At 41.3% G+C, this 21934-nt stretch carries 20 protein-coding genes; 14 read left to right on the forward strand and 6 right to left on the reverse strand.

Annotated features, from left to right (window positions below; all coding sequences use genetic code 11):
* Positions 1-223 precede the first annotated feature (223 nt).
* From sdhC to sucD, 8 genes are all read left to right on the forward strand, one after another.
* Positions 224-601, forward strand: coding sequence for a succinate dehydrogenase, cytochrome b556 subunit (gene sdhC / locus PSI06_RS01640; protein ID WP_273602625.1), 378 nt, complete (start codon positions 224-226; stop codon positions 599-601).
* Complete coding sequence (gene sdhD, locus PSI06_RS01645; protein WP_004586684.1) at positions 592-939, forward strand: succinate dehydrogenase, hydrophobic membrane anchor protein; 348 nt, start codon at positions 592-594, stop codon at positions 937-939. The genes sdhC and sdhD overlap by 10 nt, the downstream gene beginning before the upstream one ends.
* Positions 940-2712, forward strand: a complete 1773-nt coding sequence (gene sdhA / locus PSI06_RS01650) for a succinate dehydrogenase flavoprotein subunit (RefSeq protein WP_273602624.1) — start codon at positions 940-942, stop codon at positions 2710-2712.
* A 10-nt stretch (positions 2713-2722) separates the two neighbouring features.
* Positions 2723-3439 (forward strand): succinate dehydrogenase iron-sulfur subunit, encoded by a 717-nt coding sequence (locus PSI06_RS01655; RefSeq protein WP_004586682.1) that lies wholly within the window; start codon positions 2723-2725, stop codon positions 3437-3439.
* A gap of 89 nt (positions 3440-3528) precedes the next feature.
* Positions 3529-6348: a 2-oxoglutarate dehydrogenase E1 component gene (locus tag PSI06_RS01660; RefSeq protein ID WP_273602623.1), complete on the forward strand. Its 2820-nt coding sequence runs from the start codon at positions 3529-3531 to the stop codon at positions 6346-6348.
* 3 nt (positions 6349-6351) lie between these two features.
* Positions 6352-7875 carry a 2-oxoglutarate dehydrogenase complex dihydrolipoyllysine-residue succinyltransferase gene (gene odhB, locus PSI06_RS01665; protein ID WP_024033546.1) on the forward strand — a complete coding sequence of 508 codons (1524 nt, stop codon included), beginning with the start codon at positions 6352-6354 and terminating at the stop codon, positions 7873-7875.
* 176 nt (positions 7876-8051) lie between these two features.
* On the forward strand, positions 8052-9218 hold the full coding sequence (sucC, locus tag PSI06_RS01670) for an ADP-forming succinate--CoA ligase subunit beta (RefSeq protein WP_004586679.1): 1167 nt from the start codon (positions 8052-8054) through the stop codon (positions 9216-9218).
* Entirely contained in the window at positions 9218-10090 is an 873-nt protein-coding gene (gene sucD, locus PSI06_RS01675; RefSeq protein WP_004586678.1) for a succinate--CoA ligase subunit alpha, read from the forward strand. The genes sucC and sucD overlap by 1 nt, the downstream gene beginning before the upstream one ends.
* Before the next feature lie 62 nt (positions 10091-10152).
* Here the strand turns inward: sucD and PSI06_RS01680 are convergent, their stop codons facing one another.
* Positions 10153-11223: a DUF3083 family protein gene (locus PSI06_RS01680; protein ID WP_096041661.1), complete on the reverse strand. Its 1071-nt coding sequence runs from the start codon at positions 11221-11223 to the stop codon at positions 10153-10155.
* Positions 11224-11431: 208 nt separating this feature from the next.
* On the opposite strand from PSI06_RS01680, the gene glnS reads away from it, so the two are divergent.
* Positions 11432-13096 (forward strand): glutamine--tRNA ligase, encoded by a 1665-nt coding sequence (gene glnS, locus PSI06_RS01685; protein WP_273602622.1) that lies wholly within the window; start codon positions 11432-11434, stop codon positions 13094-13096.
* 126 nt (positions 13097-13222) lie between these two features.
* On the opposite strand, the gene fur is transcribed toward glnS, so the two are convergent.
* The 5 genes from fur to PSI06_RS01710 all read right to left on the reverse strand — a co-directional run bounded on the left by fur (position 13223) and on the right by PSI06_RS01710 (position 15761).
* On the reverse strand, positions 13223-13666 hold the full coding sequence (gene fur, locus PSI06_RS01690; RefSeq protein ID WP_004586675.1) for a ferric iron uptake transcriptional regulator: 444 nt from the start codon (positions 13664-13666) through the stop codon (positions 13223-13225).
* A gap of 187 nt (positions 13667-13853) precedes the next feature.
* On the reverse strand, positions 13854-14381 hold the full coding sequence (gene fldA, locus PSI06_RS01695; RefSeq protein WP_273602621.1) for a flavodoxin FldA: 528 nt from the start codon (positions 14379-14381) through the stop codon (positions 13854-13856).
* Between the two features lie 14 nt (positions 14382-14395).
* The gene (gene ybfE, locus PSI06_RS01700) at positions 14396-14674 is read right to left on the reverse strand and encodes a LexA regulated protein (protein ID WP_004586673.1); all 279 of its coding nucleotides are present in this window, start codon (positions 14672-14674) and stop codon (positions 14396-14398) included.
* Positions 14675-14676: 2 nt separating this feature from the next.
* Complete coding sequence (locus tag PSI06_RS01705; protein WP_004586672.1) at positions 14677-14898, reverse strand: DUF2788 domain-containing protein; 222 nt, start codon at positions 14896-14898, stop codon at positions 14677-14679.
* A 95-nt stretch (positions 14899-14993) separates the two neighbouring features.
* Positions 14994-15761: an alpha/beta fold hydrolase gene (locus PSI06_RS01710; RefSeq protein WP_024033549.1), complete on the reverse strand. Its 768-nt coding sequence runs from the start codon at positions 15759-15761 to the stop codon at positions 14994-14996.
* Positions 15762-16105: 344 nt separating this feature from the next.
* Here PSI06_RS01710 and seqA point away from each other — a divergent pair, with 344 nt between their 5' ends.
* The 5 genes from seqA (at position 16106) to PSI06_RS01735 (ending at position 21928) form a co-directional block, all read left to right on the forward strand.
* Positions 16106-16690, forward strand: coding sequence for a replication initiation negative regulator SeqA (seqA, locus tag PSI06_RS01715; RefSeq protein ID WP_273602620.1), 585 nt, complete (start codon positions 16106-16108; stop codon positions 16688-16690).
* Positions 16691-16700: 10 nt separating this feature from the next.
* Positions 16701-18338 (forward strand): phosphoglucomutase (alpha-D-glucose-1,6-bisphosphate-dependent), encoded by a 1638-nt coding sequence (gene pgm, locus PSI06_RS01720; RefSeq protein ID WP_004586669.1) that lies wholly within the window; start codon positions 16701-16703, stop codon positions 18336-18338.
* A 79-nt stretch (positions 18339-18417) separates the two neighbouring features.
* Entirely contained in the window at positions 18418-19470 is a 1053-nt protein-coding gene (gene astE / locus PSI06_RS01725; RefSeq protein WP_273602619.1) for a succinylglutamate desuccinylase, read from the forward strand.
* 266 nt (positions 19471-19736) lie between these two features.
* Entirely contained in the window at positions 19737-20951 is a 1215-nt protein-coding gene (locus PSI06_RS01730; protein ID WP_273602618.1) for a thiamine pyrophosphate-dependent dehydrogenase E1 component subunit alpha, read from the forward strand.
* Positions 20951-21928 carry an alpha-ketoacid dehydrogenase subunit beta gene (locus tag PSI06_RS01735; protein WP_024033553.1) on the forward strand — a complete coding sequence of 326 codons (978 nt, stop codon included), beginning with the start codon at positions 20951-20953 and terminating at the stop codon, positions 21926-21928. Before PSI06_RS01730 ends, PSI06_RS01735 begins: the two co-directional genes overlap by 1 nt.
* Positions 21929-21934 lie beyond the last annotated feature (6 nt).

Genomic DNA, 21934 nt, shown 5'->3' on the forward strand with positions numbered 1-21934 from the left:
TCTAACTAAACAAGAATTGTAAAACAACCTTTGGGTATATATACTATCGGAGGTTTTAAACCGCTTTGTATTTAGGTAAACATATTTTTACAGCGTAATTTTTGCAGATTTGTGAACTTTTGCTGTATTGACACGTTTACTTTGATAGTTCCACCAGAAATTTTGGTGGGTTTTAGAAAAACAAGTAGATGAGCTCCAATGTGAGCAAGATGGGCAAGTAACTGTGAAAAAGCAAAGACCTGTAAATCTAGATCTAACAACTATATCTATGCCGGCAACGGCTAAAGCATCAATCTTTCACCGCGTCACCGGTGTTGCATTATTTTTTGCTTTAACGTTTGTCATTTGGGCTTGGTCTGAGTCTCTTTCTTCAGCTGAAGGTTTTGAATTCGTCAAGGGTCTGTTTAGCGGATTCATTGCCAAATTCATAGCTTGGGGCACACTTTCTGTATTGGGTTATCACCTTATAGGTGGTATCCGTCACATCATTATGGATATGGGCCACTGGGAAGAACTTGAATCAGGTAACCTTAGCGCTAAAATTGCAATGGCACTTGGCGTTGTATTTGCCGTACTGGCAGGGGTGTGGATATGGTTTTAAATCAAGCAACTCTTAAACGTGATGGTGTACAAGATTTCGTATCTTTACGTACCACGGCACTAGTAATCACCGCATACGCGATTTTTATTATCGGCTATTTTTTAGCAACGCCAGAAGTCACTTTCGAAGCCTGGACAGGCCTATTCTCTAATCTAGCAATGAAGGGTTTTACACTTATTACTCTTGTATGCATGATGGTTCATACCCGCATTGGCCTTTGGCAAGTTTTAACGGATTACGTTAAAAACGCTAAACTACGCGCTGTTTTAGGCTTTGTATTAAACCTGATGGCCGTTGCTTACGTAGCTATTGGTCTAATCGTTTTATGGGGTGTTTAAGTGAAATATTCTGTTCGTGAATTTGACGCCGTAGTAATTGGTGCAGGTGGTGCTGGTATGCGCGCTGCCCTTGCCATTACCGAATCTGGCAAAACGTGTGCATTAATATCTAAAGTATTCCCAACACGCTCACACACTGTATCTGCACAGGGTGGTATTACAGTAGCGCTAGGTAATTCACACGAAGACAACTGGGAATGGCATATGTACGATACCGTTAAAGGTTCCGATTTTATCGGTGACCAAGACGCTATCGAATACATGTGTCAAACAGGCCCAGAAGCTATTACTGAATTAGAAAACATGGGTTTACCATTTTCTCGTTTTGAAAATGGCCGTGTTTACCAACGTCCTTTCGGTGGTCAATCGAAAAACTTTGGTGGTGAACAAGCTGCACGTACTGCAGCAGCAGCTGACCGTACTGGTCACGCTTTATTACACCTTCTATACCAACAAAACGTTAAAAACCAAACTAATGTATTCTCTGAGTGGTATGCACTAGATTTAGTTAAAAACGACAATGGCGATGTAGTAGGCTGTACAGCAATTGAGATTGAAACAGGTGAAATCACTTTCTTCAAATCAAAAGCTGTTGTACTTGCAACCGGCGGTGCTGGTCGTATTTTCGCATCAACAACCAATGCTCACATTAATACGGGTGATGGTGTTGGTATGGCAGCCCGTGCAGGCGTTGCTATGCAAGATATGGAAATGTGGCAATTCCACCCAACCGGTATTGCAGGCGCTGGTACACTTGTAACCGAAGGTTGTCGTGGTGAAGGTGGTTATCTTTTAAATAAAGATGGCGAACGCTTCATGGAACGTTATGCACCAAACGCTAAAGACTTAGCGTCTCGTGACGTTGTAGCACGTTCAATGATGACTGAAATCCGTGAAGGCCGTGGCTGTGATGGTCCTTGGGGTCCACACCTTAAGCTGAAACTTGACCACTTAGGTGAAGAAACGCTTAACTTACGTCTACCAGGCGTATGTGACCTTGCTAAAACTTTCGCACACGTTGACCCTTCTAAAGAGCCAATTCCAGTAATACCAACTTGTCACTACATGATGGGTGGTGTTCCAACTAACGTAAATGGTCAAGCGCTACAAATCGATGCTAACGGCAACGAAAAAGTAGTAGAAGGCTTATTTGCCGTAGGTGAAATTGCCTGTGTATCTGTACATGGTGCAAACCGCCTAGGTGGTAACTCATTACTTGATTTAGTTGTATTTGGCCGTGCTGCGGGTAACTTCCTAGGTAAATACCTAAACGAAGTTGAAATTACTAAAGCACCGACAGCATCTGATATTGACGCGTCTCTTGCACGCTTTAACCGTTGGGAAAATTCAACGGCTGGCCAAGGTGAAGACCCAGTTCAAATCAAAAAAGACCTACAACAATGTATGCAGCTTAACTTCTCGGTATTCCGTGAAGGTGAGTCTATGGCGACAGGTCTTAAAGAGCTTAAAGAAATTCGTGAACGTCTGCAGCATGCACGTCTTGATGATAAATCATCAGACTTCAACACGCAGCGTATCGAATGTCTTGAACTAGACAACTTAATGGAAACAGCTTACTCAACTGCAGTAGCTGCAAACTTCCGCACTGAAAGCCGTGGTGCACACTCTCGCTTTGACTACCCAGATCGTGATGACGAAAACTGGCTATGTCACTCAGTATTCAATCCGGTAACGGATGAAATGAGCAAGCGTGACGTAAACTACGCGCCTAAGACGCGTGAAGCGTTCCCACCTAAAGCACGTACCTACTAGGAGCGAGACGATGGCACAAGTACAATTTTCAGTTTATCGTTACAATCCGGATGTTGATAACGCACCTCGTATGCAAGAATATACTTTGCAAACAGAGGAAGGTCAGGACATGATGGTATTGGATGCACTTTTATTATTAAAAGAGCAAGATCCAACATTATCATTCCGTCGCTCATGTCGTGAAGGCGTGTGTGGCTCTGATGGCGTTAACATGAATGGTAAAAATGGTTTAGCATGTATTACACCATTATCTACGCTGCAAAAAGGCGGCAAAGGTACTATTGTAATTCGTCCTTTACCTGGCTTACCTGTGGTACGTGACCTTGTTATTGACATGAGTCAGTTCTACACTCAGTACGAAAAAGTTAAACCATACCTAATTAACGATCAGCCAGCGGCTGGTGAACGTCTTCAATCTATTGAAGAACGTGATAAATTAGATGGGCTTTACGAGTGTATTTTATGTGCATGTTGTTCTACATCGTGTCCTTCGTTCTGGTGGAATCCAGACAAGTTCATTGGTCCAGCAGGCCTTCTTCATGCTTACCGTTTCTTGGCAGATAGCCGCGATACGGCAACTGAAGAACGTTTAGCAGACTTAGACGATGCGTTCAGTGTGTTCCGTTGCCACAGTATCATGAACTGTGTTAGCGTTTGTCCTAAGGGTCTTAACCCGACCAAAGCAATTGGACAAATTAAATCTATGTTATTAAACCGCGCGGTTTAATCACTTAGTAACGTAAGATGGCTAATATTTTTATTAGCCATCTTGTTATGACAACTATTAATTTCTGCGCTAAAGAAAAGGGCTTATAAATGCACGAAGGTGTGATGAAGGCATGGCTAGAATCTTCACATTTAAACGGCGGCAACGTTGCTTATGTAGAAGAGCTTTATGAAGCGTATTTAGATGATGCGACTTCTGTGCCAGAAGAATGGCGAGAAGTGTTCGAACAATTACCAAAAGTAGATGGTGTGGATGTTGAAGTAAAGCATTCAGAAGTTCGTTCACAGTTTGCGGCGCTTGCTAAAAACAAGCATAGAGAGGTAGTGGTAGCAGAGGGTAGTGGCGGTGACCTTAAACAGGTTAAAGTACTACAACTTATTAATGCTTTCCGCTTTCGAGGACACCAAAATGCTAACCTAGATCCATTAGGCATTTGGCAACGAGAGCGTGTTCGAGATTTAGAGCTAGAATACCACGACTTATCTAAAGCTGATTTTGACCGCGAATTTAACGTAGGATCGTTTGCCGTAGGCCGCGATACTATGCCTTTAGGTGAACTATACCAGGCACTTAAAACCACCTATTGTGGTTCTATTGGTGCTGAGTATATGCACATCACATCAACAGAAGAAAAGCGTTGGTTACAACAGCGTTTAGAATCTGTTCAATCACGACCTACTTTTTCTAAAGAAGAAAAACTGCGTATCCTTAAAGGATTAACCGCAGCAGATGGTCTTGAAAAATATTTAGGTGCAAAGTTCCCTGGTGCTAAGCGTTTCTCACTTGAAGGTGGTGATGCGTTAGTTCCTATGCTTAAAGAACTTATTCACCGTGCCGGCGAAAGCGGGCAAAAAGAAGCCGTAATTGGTATGGCCCACCGTGGTCGCTTAAACGTACTAGTTAATGTGTTAGGTAAAAACCCATCTGAGTTATTCGATGAGTTTGCTGGTAAACACAAAGACACGTTAAGCTCTGGTGACGTTAAATACCATATGGGTTATTCATCTGACTTTGCGACCAAAGGTGGCAATGTTCATATGGCACTTGCGTTTAACCCTTCTCACCTAGAAATTGTTAACCCTGTTGTTATGGGCTCGGTAAGAGCGCGTTTAGACCGTTTAGGTGACAGTTCAGGTAGCAAAGCATTACCTATTACTATCCACGGTGATTCTGCGATTACAGGCCAAGGTGTTGTACAAGAAACATTTAACTTGTCGCAAACAAATGCCTTCTCATGTGGTGGTAGTATCCGTATTGTTGTAAATAACCAAGTTGGTTTTACAACTTCAAAACAAGACGACGTACGTTCTACAGATTACTGTACTGACATTGCTAAAATGGTTCAGTCACCAATCTTCCACGTTAACTCTGATGACCCTGAAGCTGTTGCATTTGTTACACAACTTGCACTTGATTTTAGAAACCAGTTTAAACGTGACGTAGTAATCGATTTAGTATGTTATCGCCGCCATGGTCATAACGAAGCTGATGAGCCTAATGCAACACAGCCTCTTATGTACCAAAAAATTAAAAAGCATGCGGTTCCGCGTTTAATTTACGCTGATCAACTTATGTCTGAAGGCTCATTCACTGAGAGTGAAATTAAAGCATTAGCTGATGAATACCGTAACGGCTTAGATGAAGGTAACTGTGTTGTTGAAGAAATTCAGCCAGAAACTTCGCACTCATCTGATTGGGCAAAATATGTTGGCCATGAGTGGAATGTTGAGTACGACGCAAGCGTACCGGTAGATAAGCTAAAAGCACTTGGCGAACAAGTTGCGCAGTTCCCTGAGCAATATAAAGTACAGTCTCGTGTTAAAAAGATTTACGATGACCGTAAGCTTATGGCAAGTGGCGAAAAACCACTAGATTGGGGTATGGCAGAAACACTTGCTTATGCAACAATTGCCTCTGAAGGCACAGATATACGTTTAACTGGCCAAGACTCAGGGCGTGGTACTTTCTTCCACCGCCATGCTGTAGTACATAGCCAGTCAGATGGTTCAACTTACTTACCTCTTCAAAATTTAAGTGAAGACCAAGGTACTTTTGAAGTATTTGATTCTGTTTTATCAGAAGAAGCGGTACTTGCTTTTGAATATGGTTATGCAACAGCTGAACCTACATCATTAGTCCTTTGGGAAGCCCAGTTTGGTGACTTCGCAAATGGTGCACAAGTCGTATTTGACCAGTTCTTAAGCTCTGGTGAGCAAAAGTGGGGCCGTTTATGTGGCTTAACATGTTTGCTTCCGCATGGTTATGAAGGTCAAGGCCCAGAGCATAGTTCTGCACGTTTAGAGCGTTTTTTACAGCTTTGTGCCGATCACAACATGCAAGTGTGTGTTCCTTCAACACCTGCACAAGTTTACGCTATGCTACGTCGTCAATCAGTTAGACCACTTCGTCGTCCATTGATTGTAATGACACCAAAATCACTACTTCGTCACCCACTTGCGGTATCTTCACTTGAAGAACTTTCACAAGGTGTATTCCATAATATGATCGATGAAATCGATGATATTAACCCTGAGAAAGTAGAACGCGTAGTATTTTGTAGTGGTAAAGTTTACTACGAACTATTACAAGAGCGTCGTAAGCTTGAGCAAGACAATATTGCTATTGTACGTGTGGAGCAGTTATACCCGTTCCCACATGCAGAAATGGACACGATTATGGAACGTTACCAACACGTTACTGATTTTGTTTGGTGTCAAGAAGAGCCACAAAACCAAGGTGCTTGGTACTGTTCGCAACATCACTTTATTGATGCAATCCCACAGGGTGCTAAATTGACTTACGCAGGGCGTAAGGCGTCGGCATCTCCAGCGTGTGGTTACATGTCAGTACATACTAAAGAACAACAAGCGCTCGTTGCAGACGCGCTTACTATACAAAAGAAAGGATAAGCAATGAGCACAGAAATTAAAGTTCCTGTTCTTCCTGAGTCGGTTGCAGATGCTACCGTTGCTACATGGCATGTAAGTGTAGGCGACAAAGTAAGCCGTGACCAAAACTTAGTAGACATTGAAACAGATAAAGTGGTTTTAGAAGTGGTTGCACAAAATGACGGTGTAATTACTGAAATATCACAAGAAGAAGGTGCAACGGTACTTGGCGACCAAGTTATCGGTTTACTTGGTGATGCTGATGCAGCACCAGCAAGTGACAGTGCTCCGGCTAAAGAAGAAGCCGCACCTGAAAAATCAGAAGACGCGCCTGCGGCGCAATCAGCTCCAGCATCAGAAGGTAAAGAAGTGGACATTAAAGTACCTGTACTTCCAGAATCAGTTGCAGACGCAACAATTGCTACATGGCATGTACAACCAGGTGAAGCGGTAACTCGCGACCAAAACTTGGTAGATATTGAAACTGATAAAGTTGTTCTTGAAGTAGTAGCTCAAGAAGACGGTATCATGGGCGAGCAACTAAACGCAGAAGGCGATACTGTACTTGGCGAACAAGTTATTGGTAACGTTAAAGCGGGCGGCGCTCCAGCGGCACCTGCAGCTAAAGCAGAGGAAGCGCCTGCTGCAAGTGAGTCTAACGATAGCTCAGATGTGTTAACGCCGTCTGTACGTCGTTTAATCGCTGAAAAAGGGCTTGATGCGTCTAAAATTAAAGGCACAGGTAAAAACGGCCGTGTAACTAAAGAAGACGTTGATACTTTCCTAAAAGCACCTGCTCCAGCTGCTAAAAAAGAAGCTGCTTCAGCACCTGCTGCACCGATGGGTGACCGTACACAAAAACGTGTACCAATGACGCGCTTACGTAAAACCATTGCTAATCGTTTATTAGAAGCGAAAAACTCAACAGCAATGTTAACTACGTTTAACGAAGTAAACATGAAACCTATCATGGACCTTCGTAAGCAATACCAAGAAGTATTCGAGAAGCGTCACGGTATTCGTTTAGGCTTTATGTCTTTCTACGTGAAAGCAGTAACTGAAGCACTTAAGCGTTTCCCTGACGTAAATGCATCAATTGATGGTGACGACATTGTTTACCACAATTACTTTGATATCAGCATCGCTGTATCTACACCACGTGGTTTAGTTACACCAGTACTTAAAGATTGCGACAAGCTATCTGTTGCTGAAATCGAGAAAGGTATTCGTGAATTAGCCCTTAAAGGCCGTGACGGTAAACTAACACTTGACGATATGACAGGTGGTAACTTTACCATTACTAACGGTGGTGTATTTGGTTCGTTACTTTCTACGCCTATTATTAACTTACCACAGTCATCAATCTTGGGTATGCACAAAATCCAAGAGCGTCCTATGGCTGTAAATGGTAAAGTTGAAATTCTTCCTATGATGTATTTGGCACTATCTTACGATCATCGCCAAATCGATGGTAAAGAATCTGTTGGTTTCTTAGTGACTATTAAAGAGTTACTTGAAGATCCAACTCGCTTATTACTGGATGTTTAATCGAGTAGTATGAAATATAAGCTGTGAATGACAATTCACAGCTTTTTTTTGCGCCTTTGGTGTTACTGGGGTTTTCATGTTAAGCCTTGGGATCTATACTAGGTGCGCAATTTGGGATAGCTGTTTATTTGCATAAATATTCAGCTCTTTTAGTATAAAAAATTGGATAAAGCATCATGAATTTGCATGAGTATCAGGCAAAACAACTTTTTGCCGAATATGGTTTACCAGTTTCTCAAGGTTTCGCTTGCGATACACCTGAAGAAGCTGCAGCAGCTGCCGAAAAAATTGGCGGTGATATGTGGGTTGTTAAAACTCAGGTTCACGCAGGTGGTCGTGGTAAAGCTGGCGGTGTTAAGCTAGTTAAAACAATCGAAGAAGTAAAAGAATTCGCTGCAAACTGGTTAGGTAAAAACTTAGTTACTTACCAAACAGACGAAAATGGTCAGCCTGTTGCTAAAATTTTAGTAGAAAGCTGTACAGATATCGCTAACGAATTGTACTTAGGTGCAGTTGTTGACCGTGCTTCTCGCAAAGTTGTTTTCATGGCGTCTACTGAAGGCGGTGTTGAAATTGAAACTGTTGCTGAAGAAACTCCAGAGCTTATCCACAAAGCAGAGATCGATCCATTAGTGGGTCCTCAAGCTTACCAAGCACGTGAGTTAGGTTTTAAACTGGGTCTTAACCCTACACAAATGAAGCAGTTCGTTAAGATCTTTATGGGTCTTGGCAACATGTTCAACGATTTTGATTTCGCTCTTCTTGAAATCAACCCGTTAGTAATCACAGACGAAGGTAACCTTCACTGTCTTGATGGCAAAATCGGTATCGATGGTAATGCACTTTACCGTCAACCAAAAATCCGTGAAATGCACGATCCATCTCAAGAAGATGCACGTGAAGCTCACGCAGCAAGCTTCGAGCTTAACTACGTAGCACTAGATGGTAACGTAGGTTGTATGGTTAACGGTGCAGGCCTAGCGATGGGTACTATGGACATCGTAAACCTACACGGCGGCAAGCCAGCTAACTTCCTAGATGTTGGTGGCGGCGCGACTAAAGAGCGTGTTTCTGAAGCATTCAAAATCATCCTTTCTGACGATAACGTAAAAGCTGTTTTAGTTAACATCTTTGGTGGTATCGTACGTTGTGACATGATTGCTGAAGGTATCATTGGCGCAGTTAAAGAAGTAGGTGTAAACGTGCCTGTAGTTGTACGTTTAGAAGGTACTAACGCTGAATTAGGTCGTGACGTTCTTAAGAACTCTGGTCTAGATATCATCGCTGCTGAATCACTAACAGACGCTGCTGAGAAAGTTGTAGCTGCTGCGGAGGGCAAATAATGTCTGTATTAATCAATAAAGATACAAAAGTTATCTGTCAAGGTTTCACTGGTGGCCAAGGTACTTTCCACTCTGAGCAAGCTCTTGAGTACGGTACACAAATGGTTGGTGGTGTAAGCCCAGGTAAAGGCGGTCAAACGCACCTTGGTCTTCCAGTATTCAACACAGTACGCGATGCAGTTAAAGAAACAGGCGCAACAGCGTCAGTTATTTACGTACCAGCACCGTTCTGTAAAGATGCAATCTTAGAAGCTATCGATGCGGGCATCGAGCTAATTGTTTGTATCACTGAAGGTATCCCAACACTAGACATGGTTGACGTTAAAGTTAAGCTTGATAACTCTGGTGTTCGTATGATCGGTCCTAACTGTCCAGGTGTTATCACTCCTGGTGAGACTAAGATTGGTATCATGCCTGGTCACATCCACAAGCCTGGTAAAGTAGGTATTGTTTCTCGCTCTGGTACTTTAACGTACGAAGCGGTTAAACAAACTACAGACGCTGGTTTTGGTCAGTCTACGTGTGTTGGTATTGGTGGCGACCCAATCCCAGGTACTAACTTTATCGACGTGCTAGAAATGTTCGAAAAAGATCCACAAACTGAAGCAATCGTAATGATTGGTGAAATTGGCGGTACTGCAGAAGAAGAAGCTGCAGAGTACATTAAAGCTAACGTAACTAAGCCTGTTGTTTCTTACATTGCTGGTGTAACTGCACCAGAAGGTAAGCGTATGGGTCACGCTGGCGCAATCATCGCTGGCGGTAAAGGTACTGCTGATGAGAAATTTGCTGCACTAGAAGCTGCTGGCGTACAAACTGTACGTTCACTTGCTGATATCGGTAAAGCACTTAAAGAGAAAACAGGCTGGTAATCAGTTTGCTTAATCTTTAAAAAGGCTCGCATTTGCGAGCCTTTTTGTTATTGGCTAAAAAATTAGTATGGGTAACTAATGTGTTGAAAAAACCGTACTGATAAATCTTGTCGTTCTTTATTTATTGCCAGCTCTGAGCACATAGCGTGTATTGTTTTTTCTACTTGATTCATAAAGCGGCCGTAGCCCATTTCATGTTTATCTTTATGGGTGGCAACAATCACAAAATGTAGTGACTCAACTAATTTTTCAGCATTGAAAAAAATATGTATTTGCGTGGCTGTGCCATTCACATCAAAACTTATTTTTTGTAATTCTGCATTCCCATCATTTTTATCTATTTGGCTATTGCGCACTATGGGCCTTGCACCATTAGCAACCATAGCGCCGTGAGATAATTCGTATCGCTCGCAGCACCCTTTAAATGATTGGGCGAAGTAGTTATAAAACTCAGTGTAATTATTTTTATTTATTAAGCTTTGAAATTGCGTCTTAATGCCGCGCGAAACCGGTATAGAAAACGTTGCATAGGTCATTTCTGCATGCTCGGCGGGTATTTTACATTGGCGAGCTAAATAACGGGGGTATAGGCTTCTAAGTTTGTAGCCGTAACTTTGGTTACAGCCTTTGCTCTTGGCAAATAAGTCATAGGTTAAATGCTGATGATCGCGAAGCTTAAACTGGGGTTGTTCAATAAATAATTGTGTTTGTAAATTATCCAACACTTTTTGCACCCTGCTGTGAAATTGTGCCGAGCTTGCGCGCAAATCATCACCGGTAGCTAAAAATAACAAGCGAATTTTTTTACTTTTAAAAGTAGGGGTGTAGTGTAGTTTGTGCGCCTCGTGGTAACGCGGGTTGTAAAAAAACAACATTTGCTTTGCTGTTTCTAATTGATACGACTCATCATGAAATCTGACCACAGGTAATTTGTCGTTAGCGAGTAGGTGTACATTATGTAGCTCGTATTCATCACAGCTTGCAAATAGTTGCTTGGCAATGCGGGTATAGCAACTATCGATATCGCTAAAACTAGTGTAAAAGTCATCAGTGGGTGTAATTTCAGCGAGTAAATAGTGATTAGCTCGCGCATTTGTTGGTATATAAACTCTGTGTTGTGTAGAACTGGCCATCTTTGAATCCTTTTAAGGAGCTTAAGTTTAGGTACTATAAATGCCTTTCATGACTCAAATATTGCGCTAAAACAAATTTAAGTAATAAACTAATGCACCATTGCCATAATAACTAGAATAAACCCGCATCTAGTGCTGTATGTTAGTGTTTGTTTTTGTAATAATGCGTTAGTTTTGTTATCACGAATATTCAGAGGATCGCACTCCTATGGCGGAAATTGAGAATCGCCCAAGTAACTTTATAAGAACTCGAATTGATGAAGATTTAGCAAGTGGCAAACATGCAACTACGCATACACGTTTTCCACCTGAACCAAATGGCTTTTTACATATTGGCCATGCAAAATCAATTTGTTTGAATTTTGGCATTGCAAAAGATTACGATGGTTTATGTAACCTACGTTTTGATGATACAAACCCAGAAAAAGAAGATATTAACTACGTTAATTCAATCAAAGAAGACGTGCAGTGGTTAGGCTTCAACTGGAGTGGTGAGATAAAATATTCGTCAAACTATTTTGATACCCTATACGGCTATGCAGTAGAGCTTATTGAAAAAGGCTTAGCGTACGTTTGTTTTTTAACGGCCGATCAAGCACGCGAGTATCGCGGTACGTTAAAAGAGCCGGGTAAAAACAGCCCATACAGAGACACCTCAGTAGAAGAAAACCTCGCATTGTTTGAAAAAATGCGCGCGGGTGAATTCAAAGAAGGTGAGTGTGTTCTACGCGCTAAAATTGATATGGCAAGCTCATTTATGGTGCTTCGCGATCCAATTATTTATCGCGTTCGTTTTGCTCATCACCATCAAACAGGTGACAAGTGGTGCATTTACCCAATGTATGACTTCACACATTGTATTTCTGATGCGCTTGAGGGCATAACCCATTCATTGTGTACACTTGAGTTTCAAGATAACCGCCGTTTATACGACTGGGTGCTTGATAACATCAGCCTTGAATGTCACCCACAGCAAATTGAGTTTTCGCGCTTAAATCTTGAATACACAATTATGTCTAAGCGTAAGCTAAACGACTTAGTTGTAAATAACTATGTAGAAGGGTGGGATGACCCACGTATGCCAACTATTGCTGGTTTACGTCGTCGTGGTTATACACCGGCTTCAATACGTGAGTTCTGTTTACGTATCGGTGTGACTAAGCAAGAAAATATGGTTGAAATGGGCATGCTTGAAGCGTGTATCCGTGAAGACTTAAATGAAAACGCACCACGTGCAATGGCAGTACTCGATCCAGTTAAAGTCGTAATAGAAAACTTTGATGCAGATAAAGTAGAAACATTGTCGGTAGCTAACCACCCTAATAAAGAAGAAATGGGGCGTCGTGAAGTACCGTTTACTCGTGAGCTTTTCATTGAGCGTGAAGACTTCCGCGAAGAAGCGAATAATAAATTTAAACGCTTAGTACTTGATAAAGAAGTACGCTTACGTGGTGCTTATGTAATTAAAGCCCAGCGTGTAGAAAAAGATGAAAATGGTGAAATTACCACTATTTACTGTACTTACGACAACGAAACACTAGGTAAAAACCCAAGTGACGGTCGTAAAGTAAAAGGGGTTATTCATTGGGTTTCTGCGCCTGAGTCGGTTAATGCAGAAGTTAGATTGTATGACCGTTTATTTAATGTACCAAACCCAGGTGCTGCTGAAGAATTCGAATCGACACTTAACCCTGATTCGTTAGTTGTATTAGAAAATGCAAAGCTAGAAGTATCGCTTGCTAAAGCTGAACCGGCACAAGGCTTCCAGTTTGAGCGTACTGGCTATTTCTCACGTGATACAAAGTCAGAAAATTTAGTATTCAACCAAACGGTTGGTCTTAGAGATTCATGGGCTAAAATCGAGAAGCAGTAACGCTTTAAAATACCAATTTGCATAATATATTATTATTGCAAATTGGTATTAAACACAGTTTAAATGCTTAATTTTAAACACAAAAAAACCTGCAAAAGCAGGTTTTTTTATTACTATAGCGCGTTATTAGCTATTTGAATCGCTAAATGCTTTACACGCTGCTTTGTCTTGACACTCACCGTATAGGTATAAAGAGTGATTTGTTAGTGTAATACCGTTTTCTTCGGCTATTTCTAACTGGCGACGTTCAATTAAGTCATCTTCAAATTCAACAACTTTACCACATTTTAAACACACTAGGTGGTCGTGGTGAGTGCTGCCAGAAAGTTCAAACACTGACTTTCCGCCTTCAAAATGGTGACGGCTTACAATACCTGCGTCATCAAATTGGTTTAATACACGGTAAACAGTCGCAAGACCAATTTCTTCACCTAGATCTAAAAGAATTTTGTATACATCTTCAGCGCTGATGTGTTGGTTATCTGGAGATTGTAGAATTTCTAAGATTTTAATACGCGGTAAAGTTACTTTTAAACCGGCTTTTTTAAGTTCCAAGTTATGATCAGTCATTAAATCTGTCTCAAATTTGTTTGGTTATACTAGACATCTCTTACAGATGCACACGACACATTAGCAATAACAAGGATAACGCGCCTAAGCACTGAGTGCAAAGAACAATTGATCAATTTTGCTATTAATTCTAAAGTCGCTAACTGTTTGATAATTATTTAAACAGTTAGCGATAAAAGGGGGGAGGTTAGTCTGCTAATTCGCTTAAGCACATTTCATCATATACTTGTGCGCACCATGCTTTAACACGTTGCTCTGTTAATTCAGGTTGGCGGTCTTCATCAATACCTAAGCCTACAAAGTGCGTGTCATCAGCCATACCTTTAGATGCTTCAAAGTCGTAGCCTTCACTCGACCAATGGCCAACCACAATAGCACCGCGCTCGGTAACGATATCGTTGATCATACCCATAGCGTCTAAAAAGTATTCTGCGTAGTCTTCTTGGTCGCCACAACCAAAAATAGCCACTAGCTTACCTTCAAAGTCTACTTCTTCAAGCTCAGGGAAAAAGTCATCCCAATCACATTGTGCTTCACCGTAGTACCAAGTAGGAATACCGAATAAGATTAAATCGAACTCTGCAATCTCTTGTTTAGAGCTTTTTGCAATGTCGTGTACAGCCACAAGCTTTTTACCCAATTCTTTTTGGATCATTTTTGCTACGTGTTCTGTATTACCTGTGTCACTTCCGAAAAAAATGCCTACACTTGCCATGGACTTCAAACCTTTTATCTATCAATAGCCAATCTTTCTTGTAAAATTGTTTCAATCAGCGCACTACGGCTAATATTTTGTGCATCTGCCATATCACTCAGTGCCTGATATAACTGTGATGAAACTTTAAATTCTACACGCTTTAAACCGCGTGCTTTATCTCGTTTTATTTGATTACGTTTATTAACCTTTAACTGCATATCCCTTGGTAAAGGGTTCGTTTTAGGCCTGCCTGGCCGCTTTTCGTATTCAAATAAATCGGGAGTTGTTCTATCTGTTTCTGACTTCGCCATGCCTAACCTACACCTGCACCTTGCCAAAAAACTTGTATAAGTCCTTTCGCAATAAAGCCAGAACACCCTAAAAAGAGGACGCCCCACACAATGTAGCGACCAAACTTAGGTACGTTACCACTATTAAGTACGTCTTTAATTGCCAGGCCGATGAATACAAAAATACCGGCTAAGCCAAAGTACAACCCTAGGGTATCAAATTCGTTAATAAACTGACTGACCATCAACGTATAACCTTTAAATTAAACGGCGCGTACTATAGCATATAAATATGCATTAATTTAGTACGGATAACCAAAAACACATGATTAAAATTGCATTAAAGCCCTGTTAAAAAGTCATTTATTGCTTTATTAACTGCAGCGGGTTTTTGTGCATGAAGCCAATGTCCTGCACCGTGTATAATTTTTGCTCGTGTATTTTTAAAGCGCTTTGTTATTTCATCGCGGTATTCTGGCAGTATGTAATCAGAATCGTTGCCTTTGATGAACAAAGTATCGCACAAACAAGAATTGTTTTCATTAACATTGGCTGTGATTGTCGAATATTTTTCATCAAGTACATCTAAATTAAATCGCCATTTGTACTGTCCATCGTCGTTTTTAGCTAAGCTTTTTAGTAAAAACTGCCTAACACCTAGCTCATTAATGTACTGGCTCATAATAGCATCGGCTTGTTTTCTATCAGTAACCTGGCTAGTTGCCACTTTTTTTAGTGCATTTATGATTTGTGTGTGGCGGGCAGGGTAGCTCACTGGAGCAATATCAAGTACCACCAGCTTATTTACTTTTTGGCTATGCATTAGCGCCACTTCCATCGCCACTTTACCGCCCATTGAATGGCCAATCAGGTGCGCATTGTTAATATTTAACGCGTTCATTAGCTCAACAATATCTGCGGCCATTGCAGGGTAGTTCATTTCATTACTGTGCGGTGAAGCGCCATGGTTACGCAAATCCACATTAGTTACCCTAAAGTGCTCGCTTAATGGTTTTGCAATAACATTTAGGTTTTCTAAAGAGCCAAATAAACCATGAATGATCACTACATCCGGACCTTCACCGTATTGTTTATAGTTTAATAGCATGAACGCCTCCTAAAATTTTGGCTTAGTTTGCCGAGCATTGCCCTAAAAAGCAAAAGATATAACGGTTAACTGCTCTGCACGCGCCTTTTATGGAGTAACACCGTTTATTTTTACGCTAGTTGTGGGCTATTTGGTGTTACCAGCCTAATGGAGATAAAAATATGGGTAGTATTTTTAAAAGCTGTTAATTACTACATTGGGTTTATAAGCAAATAATCAACACACCTTTATTAGCGTGTTTATAGGTTATGTTTGTGCGAGTGCTTGTTGTAACTCGCATTTATATTTGGTTTGGGTATAATCACGGGGAAAGAAAAAATGTGGCCCGTAATGACAGGAACAACATGAAACAAATCGACATAGACGACGAGTTATATCAGTATATTGCTAGCAATACACAAAGTATTGGCGAAAGCGCATCCACTATTTTACGTCGTTTATTAAATCTAAACGGTGATGACAACACTCCCGTTGCTAAGAACAATCAAAACAATCAAAACAACCAAACAGCTACTCAAGCCCCACTTGACGACACGCCTGCTACTAACGACAGCCAAGAGCAAGAGGTTGTCACACCCGTGAAGCAAACAAACGCTAATGTATTTAATATTCTAAATAAAGAAGAACTAGCAATGCAAAAAGGGGTGGTAGGCAGGTTTTTATTTATTTTAAGTGCTTTTTATAGAACGCATAAAAAAGAGTTTAGTGCTGTGCTTGATATAAAAGGGCGCGACCGCGTTTACTTTGCAACCAGCAAAGAAGACTTAGTTAATAGCGGCAGTAGTATGAACCCTAAAAACATTACCGACAGTGAGTACTGGGTAATGACAAATTCAAACACGACACGTAAAAAAATGATGCTACACGAGGTTGCGCTGTGCTTAGGTTATTCAGCAGAGCAAGCAGAAGAAATTCGCGATTACTTGTAAGGAAATAAACATGGCTATTCATTCAGGTGCTGGGAAAACTGCGCCACATTCAACTTTAGTTAACGTACCAAAACTGGTATCGGCTTATTACTTAAATGAGCCAGACTTAGAGCAAAACCCAGAGCATTGTGTTGCTTTTGGTACGTCGGGTCACCGTGGTTGCTCTTACGATGTTAAGTTTAACGAATCTCATATTTTAGCCATTACACAAGCTATTTGTGACTACAGAAAGCAAAACGACATTTTTGGTCCGCTTTTTTTAGGTAAAGATACGCATGCATTAAGTGAAGCTGCTTTTAACTCTGCCATAGAAGTATTAGTGGCTAATGAGGTGCAAGTAATCACCCAGCAAAATCACGATTACACGCCAACCCCTGTCATTAGCCATGCTATTGTGTGCCATAACAAATTAAATCCTAACGAATTAGCCGATGGTATTGTGGTAACGCCTTCACATAACCCGCCAGAAGACGGTGGCTTTAAATACAATCCACCTAACGGCGGCCCAGCAGATACCGACGTAACTAAATGGATTGAAGACAGAGCAAATCAATTACTATTAGAAGATTTAGTAGAAGTTGAGCTGTTTCCATTTGCTAAAGCATCGCGTTCAGGGTTTATTAAATACGAAGACCTAATGACGCCATACATTAACGACTTAGAAAATATCGTTAATTTAAAAGCCGTTAGCGATGCGGGTATTAAAGTAGGTATTGACCCGCTTGGTGGCTCTGGTATTAACTTCTGGCCATTAATAGCGCAAAAATATAATTTAGATTTGACCGTAGTAAACGACAGTGTTGATCCGCGTTTTGCATTTATGCCACTTGATAAAGATGGCAAAATCCGTATGGATTGTTCATCACCTTACTCAATGGCTAATTTAATTAAATTAAAAGACGACTTTGATATTGCTATTGGCAACGACCCAGATTACGACCGCCACGGTATTGTTACCCCAGATGGGTTAATGAATCCTAATCACTTTTTAGCGGTAGCGATTGATTATTTATTAAAACACCGCGACTGGGACAGCAGTGTAGAAATTGGCAAAACGCTGGTTTCTAGCTCAATGATTGACCGCGTAGTAGCACGTAATGAGCGTAAAGTTAAAGAAGTGCCGGTTGGCTTTAAATGGTTTGTAGATGGCTTAAACAAAGGCAAGCTTGCCTTTGGTGGCGAAGAAAGTGCGGGCGCTGCGTTTTTACGATTTGATGGCAGCGTATGGTGTACCGACAAAGACGGCTTTATTATGGGGTTACTTGCAGCTGAAATACTCGCAGTAACAGGTAAAACACCATCAGCGCTTTATAAAGAGCTAGAGCAAGAATTTGGCTCTCCACTATACAAGCGTTTAGATGCCCCTGCTAGCAGTGCGCAAAAGTCACGTTTAAAAGCACTTAGTGCAAGCGATGTTAAAGCCGATACATTAGCTGGTGAACCTATTTTACAAAAACTGACTCATGCCCCTGGCAATGATGCGGCCATTGGCGGCTTAAAAGTAGTGACTGAAAACGGCTGGTTTGCAGCGCGTCCTTCTGGTACTGAAGATATTTATAAAATTTATCTTGAGTCTTTCAAAGGTGAAGAGCATTTAGCACTACTAGAAAAAGAAGCGAAGCAATTAGTTGATTCTGTGATCAGCTAACACGGCTTACACTATTTAAAAACGGCTGATTTATTCAGCCGTTTTTGTTTGTATCTCTCACACTATAAAAGGGCTTATCATGTTAGCCAAACCAGATTATTTAAATGAACTAATAAATAGCGGCGATTTTTTAACACTCAGTCGCGACAATGAATGGCATTTAGAGGCAAGTGAATTTGCTTTAGAAAATGGCACGCGCGTAACCGTTCACGATACAGGTGTTATTGAATTTCAACCACAGGGCACAACAACAAAAGATGTTGTGCTTTCAAGCGCTGTACACGGTAACGAAACCGCACCTATAGAAATATGTGACGAGCTAATAAAAACCATAATAAAAGGGGAGCTTGCATTAAATCAGCGTGTGCTCTTTATATTTGGTAATCCAAAATCAATAAATATTGGCCTGCGCTTTGTAGAAGAAAACCTAAACCGTTTGTTTAATGGCCACCACACTGTTGAGGGTGTGCCAATGAATGATGAGCGCAAACGCGCAGCAAAACTAGAAGAGTATGTAACTGACTTTTTTGCACGGGGTGATCAAGGCAGTGCACGTTATCATTATGATTTACATACTGCTATACGTGGCTCAAAAAATGAAAAATTCGCTGTGTATCCTTATCTTCATGGTAAACCATGGAAAAAATCGCAGTTACAATTTTTACTTAGCTGCGGTGTAAATACCGTATTGATGATGAAATCACCGGCAACCACATTCAGTTACTATTCTTCGTTTGTTCATGGCGCTGATTCATTTACCGTTGAACTGGGTCAAGTTAAACCGTTTGGTGAAAACGACATGGCTCGCTTTGCAAAAACCAAGCAAACGCTAACTGCATTAATTAGCCAAAAAGAAGTCCAATACCCTCAATTTAATGCAAGTGACTTTGAGCTGTTTGCCGTACATCGCACAATTAATAGAACGCAGCAGGACTTTAGCTTTCCGTTTTCTGATGATGCAGAAAATTTCACAGGGTTTGCTAAAGGTGAGTTGCTAGCAACAGACGGCGATACCCCTTATTATGCCGATGTGGAAGGGGAAGCTATTATTTTTCCAAATGCGCACGTTGGGCTTGGGCAAAGGGCATTGCTTACCGTTATTCCTATGCAAGTAGATAGTAATTTCGTCTAATAAAACTCATCAGACCACTCACCTTAAATATTTAACTGTATGTTTTTATTAGTTTAATAAATGCGTACAGTTAACTTTCCATCTTTTTAATCGTATTTTACTTTTGTTTCGTCTTACACTTGTTGAATAACATCTTACGTTAACGTAAGGTGGTGGCAGCTTTAATTAAATACAGCGCAGATGCTGCAAAGTTTATTCGCAAGCCTCACCCATAATAAAAACTTTAAAAGGGGTGCTGTATCACAGACAACAAGAGAAGGTAGGTTATGAGTAATCCAAATAACGTATCGCTGAATATTAACCACGACCTCGAGTTTATAGACGGTCATGCGCTAACTATTCCAACCCTTAGTATTTTAACTGAGGACGGCGACATTCATCCTAGTGCTACCGCACCGACTATTTCTAAACACACAGCGATTAAACTATACGAAACAATGCGTTTTATTCGCCTACTCGATGAGCGGATGCAAGGCGCGCAGCGCCAAGGCCGTGTAAGCTTTTATATGCAATGTTTAGGTGAAGAAGCCGCTGTTACTGCCTCTGCTGCCGCACTTGATCAAGATGACATGATTATGGCGCAATACCGCGAGCAAGCCGCTTTGCATTACCGCGGATTTACGCTTGATCAATTTATGAATCAAATGTTTTCTAATGAGTTAGATTTAGGAAAAGGGCGCCAAATGCCGATTCATTATGGTTCAAAAGAATTAAATTATATGACCATATCATCGCCCCTCGGTACGCAAATTCCTCAAGCTACAGGGTATGCCTACGGGCAAAAAGTAAAACACATTGACGCAAAAACCGGCGAGCTTGCAAGCACCATAGATAATGTGACGATTTGTTACTTTGGTGAGGGCGCAGCATCTGAAGGTGACTTTCATGCGGGTTTAAATATGGCTGCGGTTCACAAAGCCCCTGTTATATTTTTTGCACGTAATAACGGGTATGCAATATCAACACCTGCAGATGAGCAATTTAAAGGCGATGGTATAGCATCGCGAGGCGTAGGGTATGGCATTAAAACCATACGAGTTGATGGCTCAGATGCATTAGCCGTGTTTGCAGCAACACAAAAGGCCCGCGAAATGGCAGCAACGCAGGGCGAGCCGGTATTAATTGAGTCAATAGCGTACAGATTAGGCGCTCACTCAACCTCAGATGACCCAAGTGGTTACCGCTCAAAAGATGAAGAGGCCACCCATAAAGTTTGCCCAATTGATAAATTTAAAAAATGGTTGATCAAGCAAGAGTGGTTAAACGAAGAGGACGATGCTAAAGCGAAAGACACTATTCGTGAAGATATTTTAGCCGCCCTTAAACGTGCTGAAAAAGTGCAAAAGCCAGCGCTTGAAGAGCTAATATCAGATGTTTACGATACGCCAATTCCCTCACTTGAGCGACAATATAACGATTTAAAAGCACATATAAAGCTGCACCCAGATGCGTACCCAATCACAGCAGGGAGAATTAAGTAATGGCTAAAATGAACATGCTACACGCAATTAATTCTGCGCTCGATATCACCATGAATGAGCACCCTCAGGCGTGTATTTTTGGTGAAGATGTTGGCTATTTTGGTGGTGTTTTTAGAGCGACCTCAGGTTTGCAAGAAAAGTACGGTAAACACCGCGTATTTAACACACCGCTTACAGAGCAAGGTATTTTAGGCTTTGCCAATGGCTTAGCCGCGTTTGGCGCGCCTGCACTTGCTGAAATACAATTTGCTGATTATATTTTTCCGGCATTTGATCAAATAGTTAATGAGTCTGCCAAGTTTAGATACCGCAGTGGTAATGAATTTAACGTGGGCAATTTAACGATACGAACACCGTATGGTGGCGGTATTGCGGGGGGCTTATATCACTCACAATCGCCAGAGGCATACTTTGCCCATACGCCAGGGCTAAAAATAGTGGTGCCGCGTAACCCTTACCAAGCAAAAGGGTTACTAAGAGCAAGTATTAAAGACGATAACCCCGTTATTTTCTTCGAGCCTAAACGTTTATACCGCGCTTCTACCGGCGAAGTACCAGAAGATGATTACAGCATTGAGCTGGGTAAAGCAGAAGTAGTACAAGAAGGTACAGATATCACTGTACTTGCGTGGGGCGCGCAAATGGAAATTGTTGAAAACGCAGCAAAACAAGCCAATGAACAAGGCATTAGTTGTGAGGTGATTGACCTTAGAAGCATATTACCTTGGGATGTTGAGACAATTGCTAAGTCGGTTACTAAAACAGGACGTTTAGTGATAAGCCACGAAGCGCCTATTACCAATGGCTTTGGTGCCGAAATTGCGGCGACTATTCAGCAAGAGTGCTTTTTACACCTTGAGTCACCTATTATGCGAGTATGTGGGTTAGATACACCTTACCCATTAGCACTTGAAAAAGAATATGTGCCTGATGCGCTAAAAGTAATGGCCGCAATTAAACAATCAATGGATTTTTAGGGGATA

It is taken from the genome of Pseudoalteromonas sp. GABNS16E, assembly GCF_028598715.1.
Classification (GTDB): domain Bacteria; phylum Pseudomonadota; class Gammaproteobacteria; order Enterobacterales; family Alteromonadaceae; genus Pseudoalteromonas; species Pseudoalteromonas atlantica.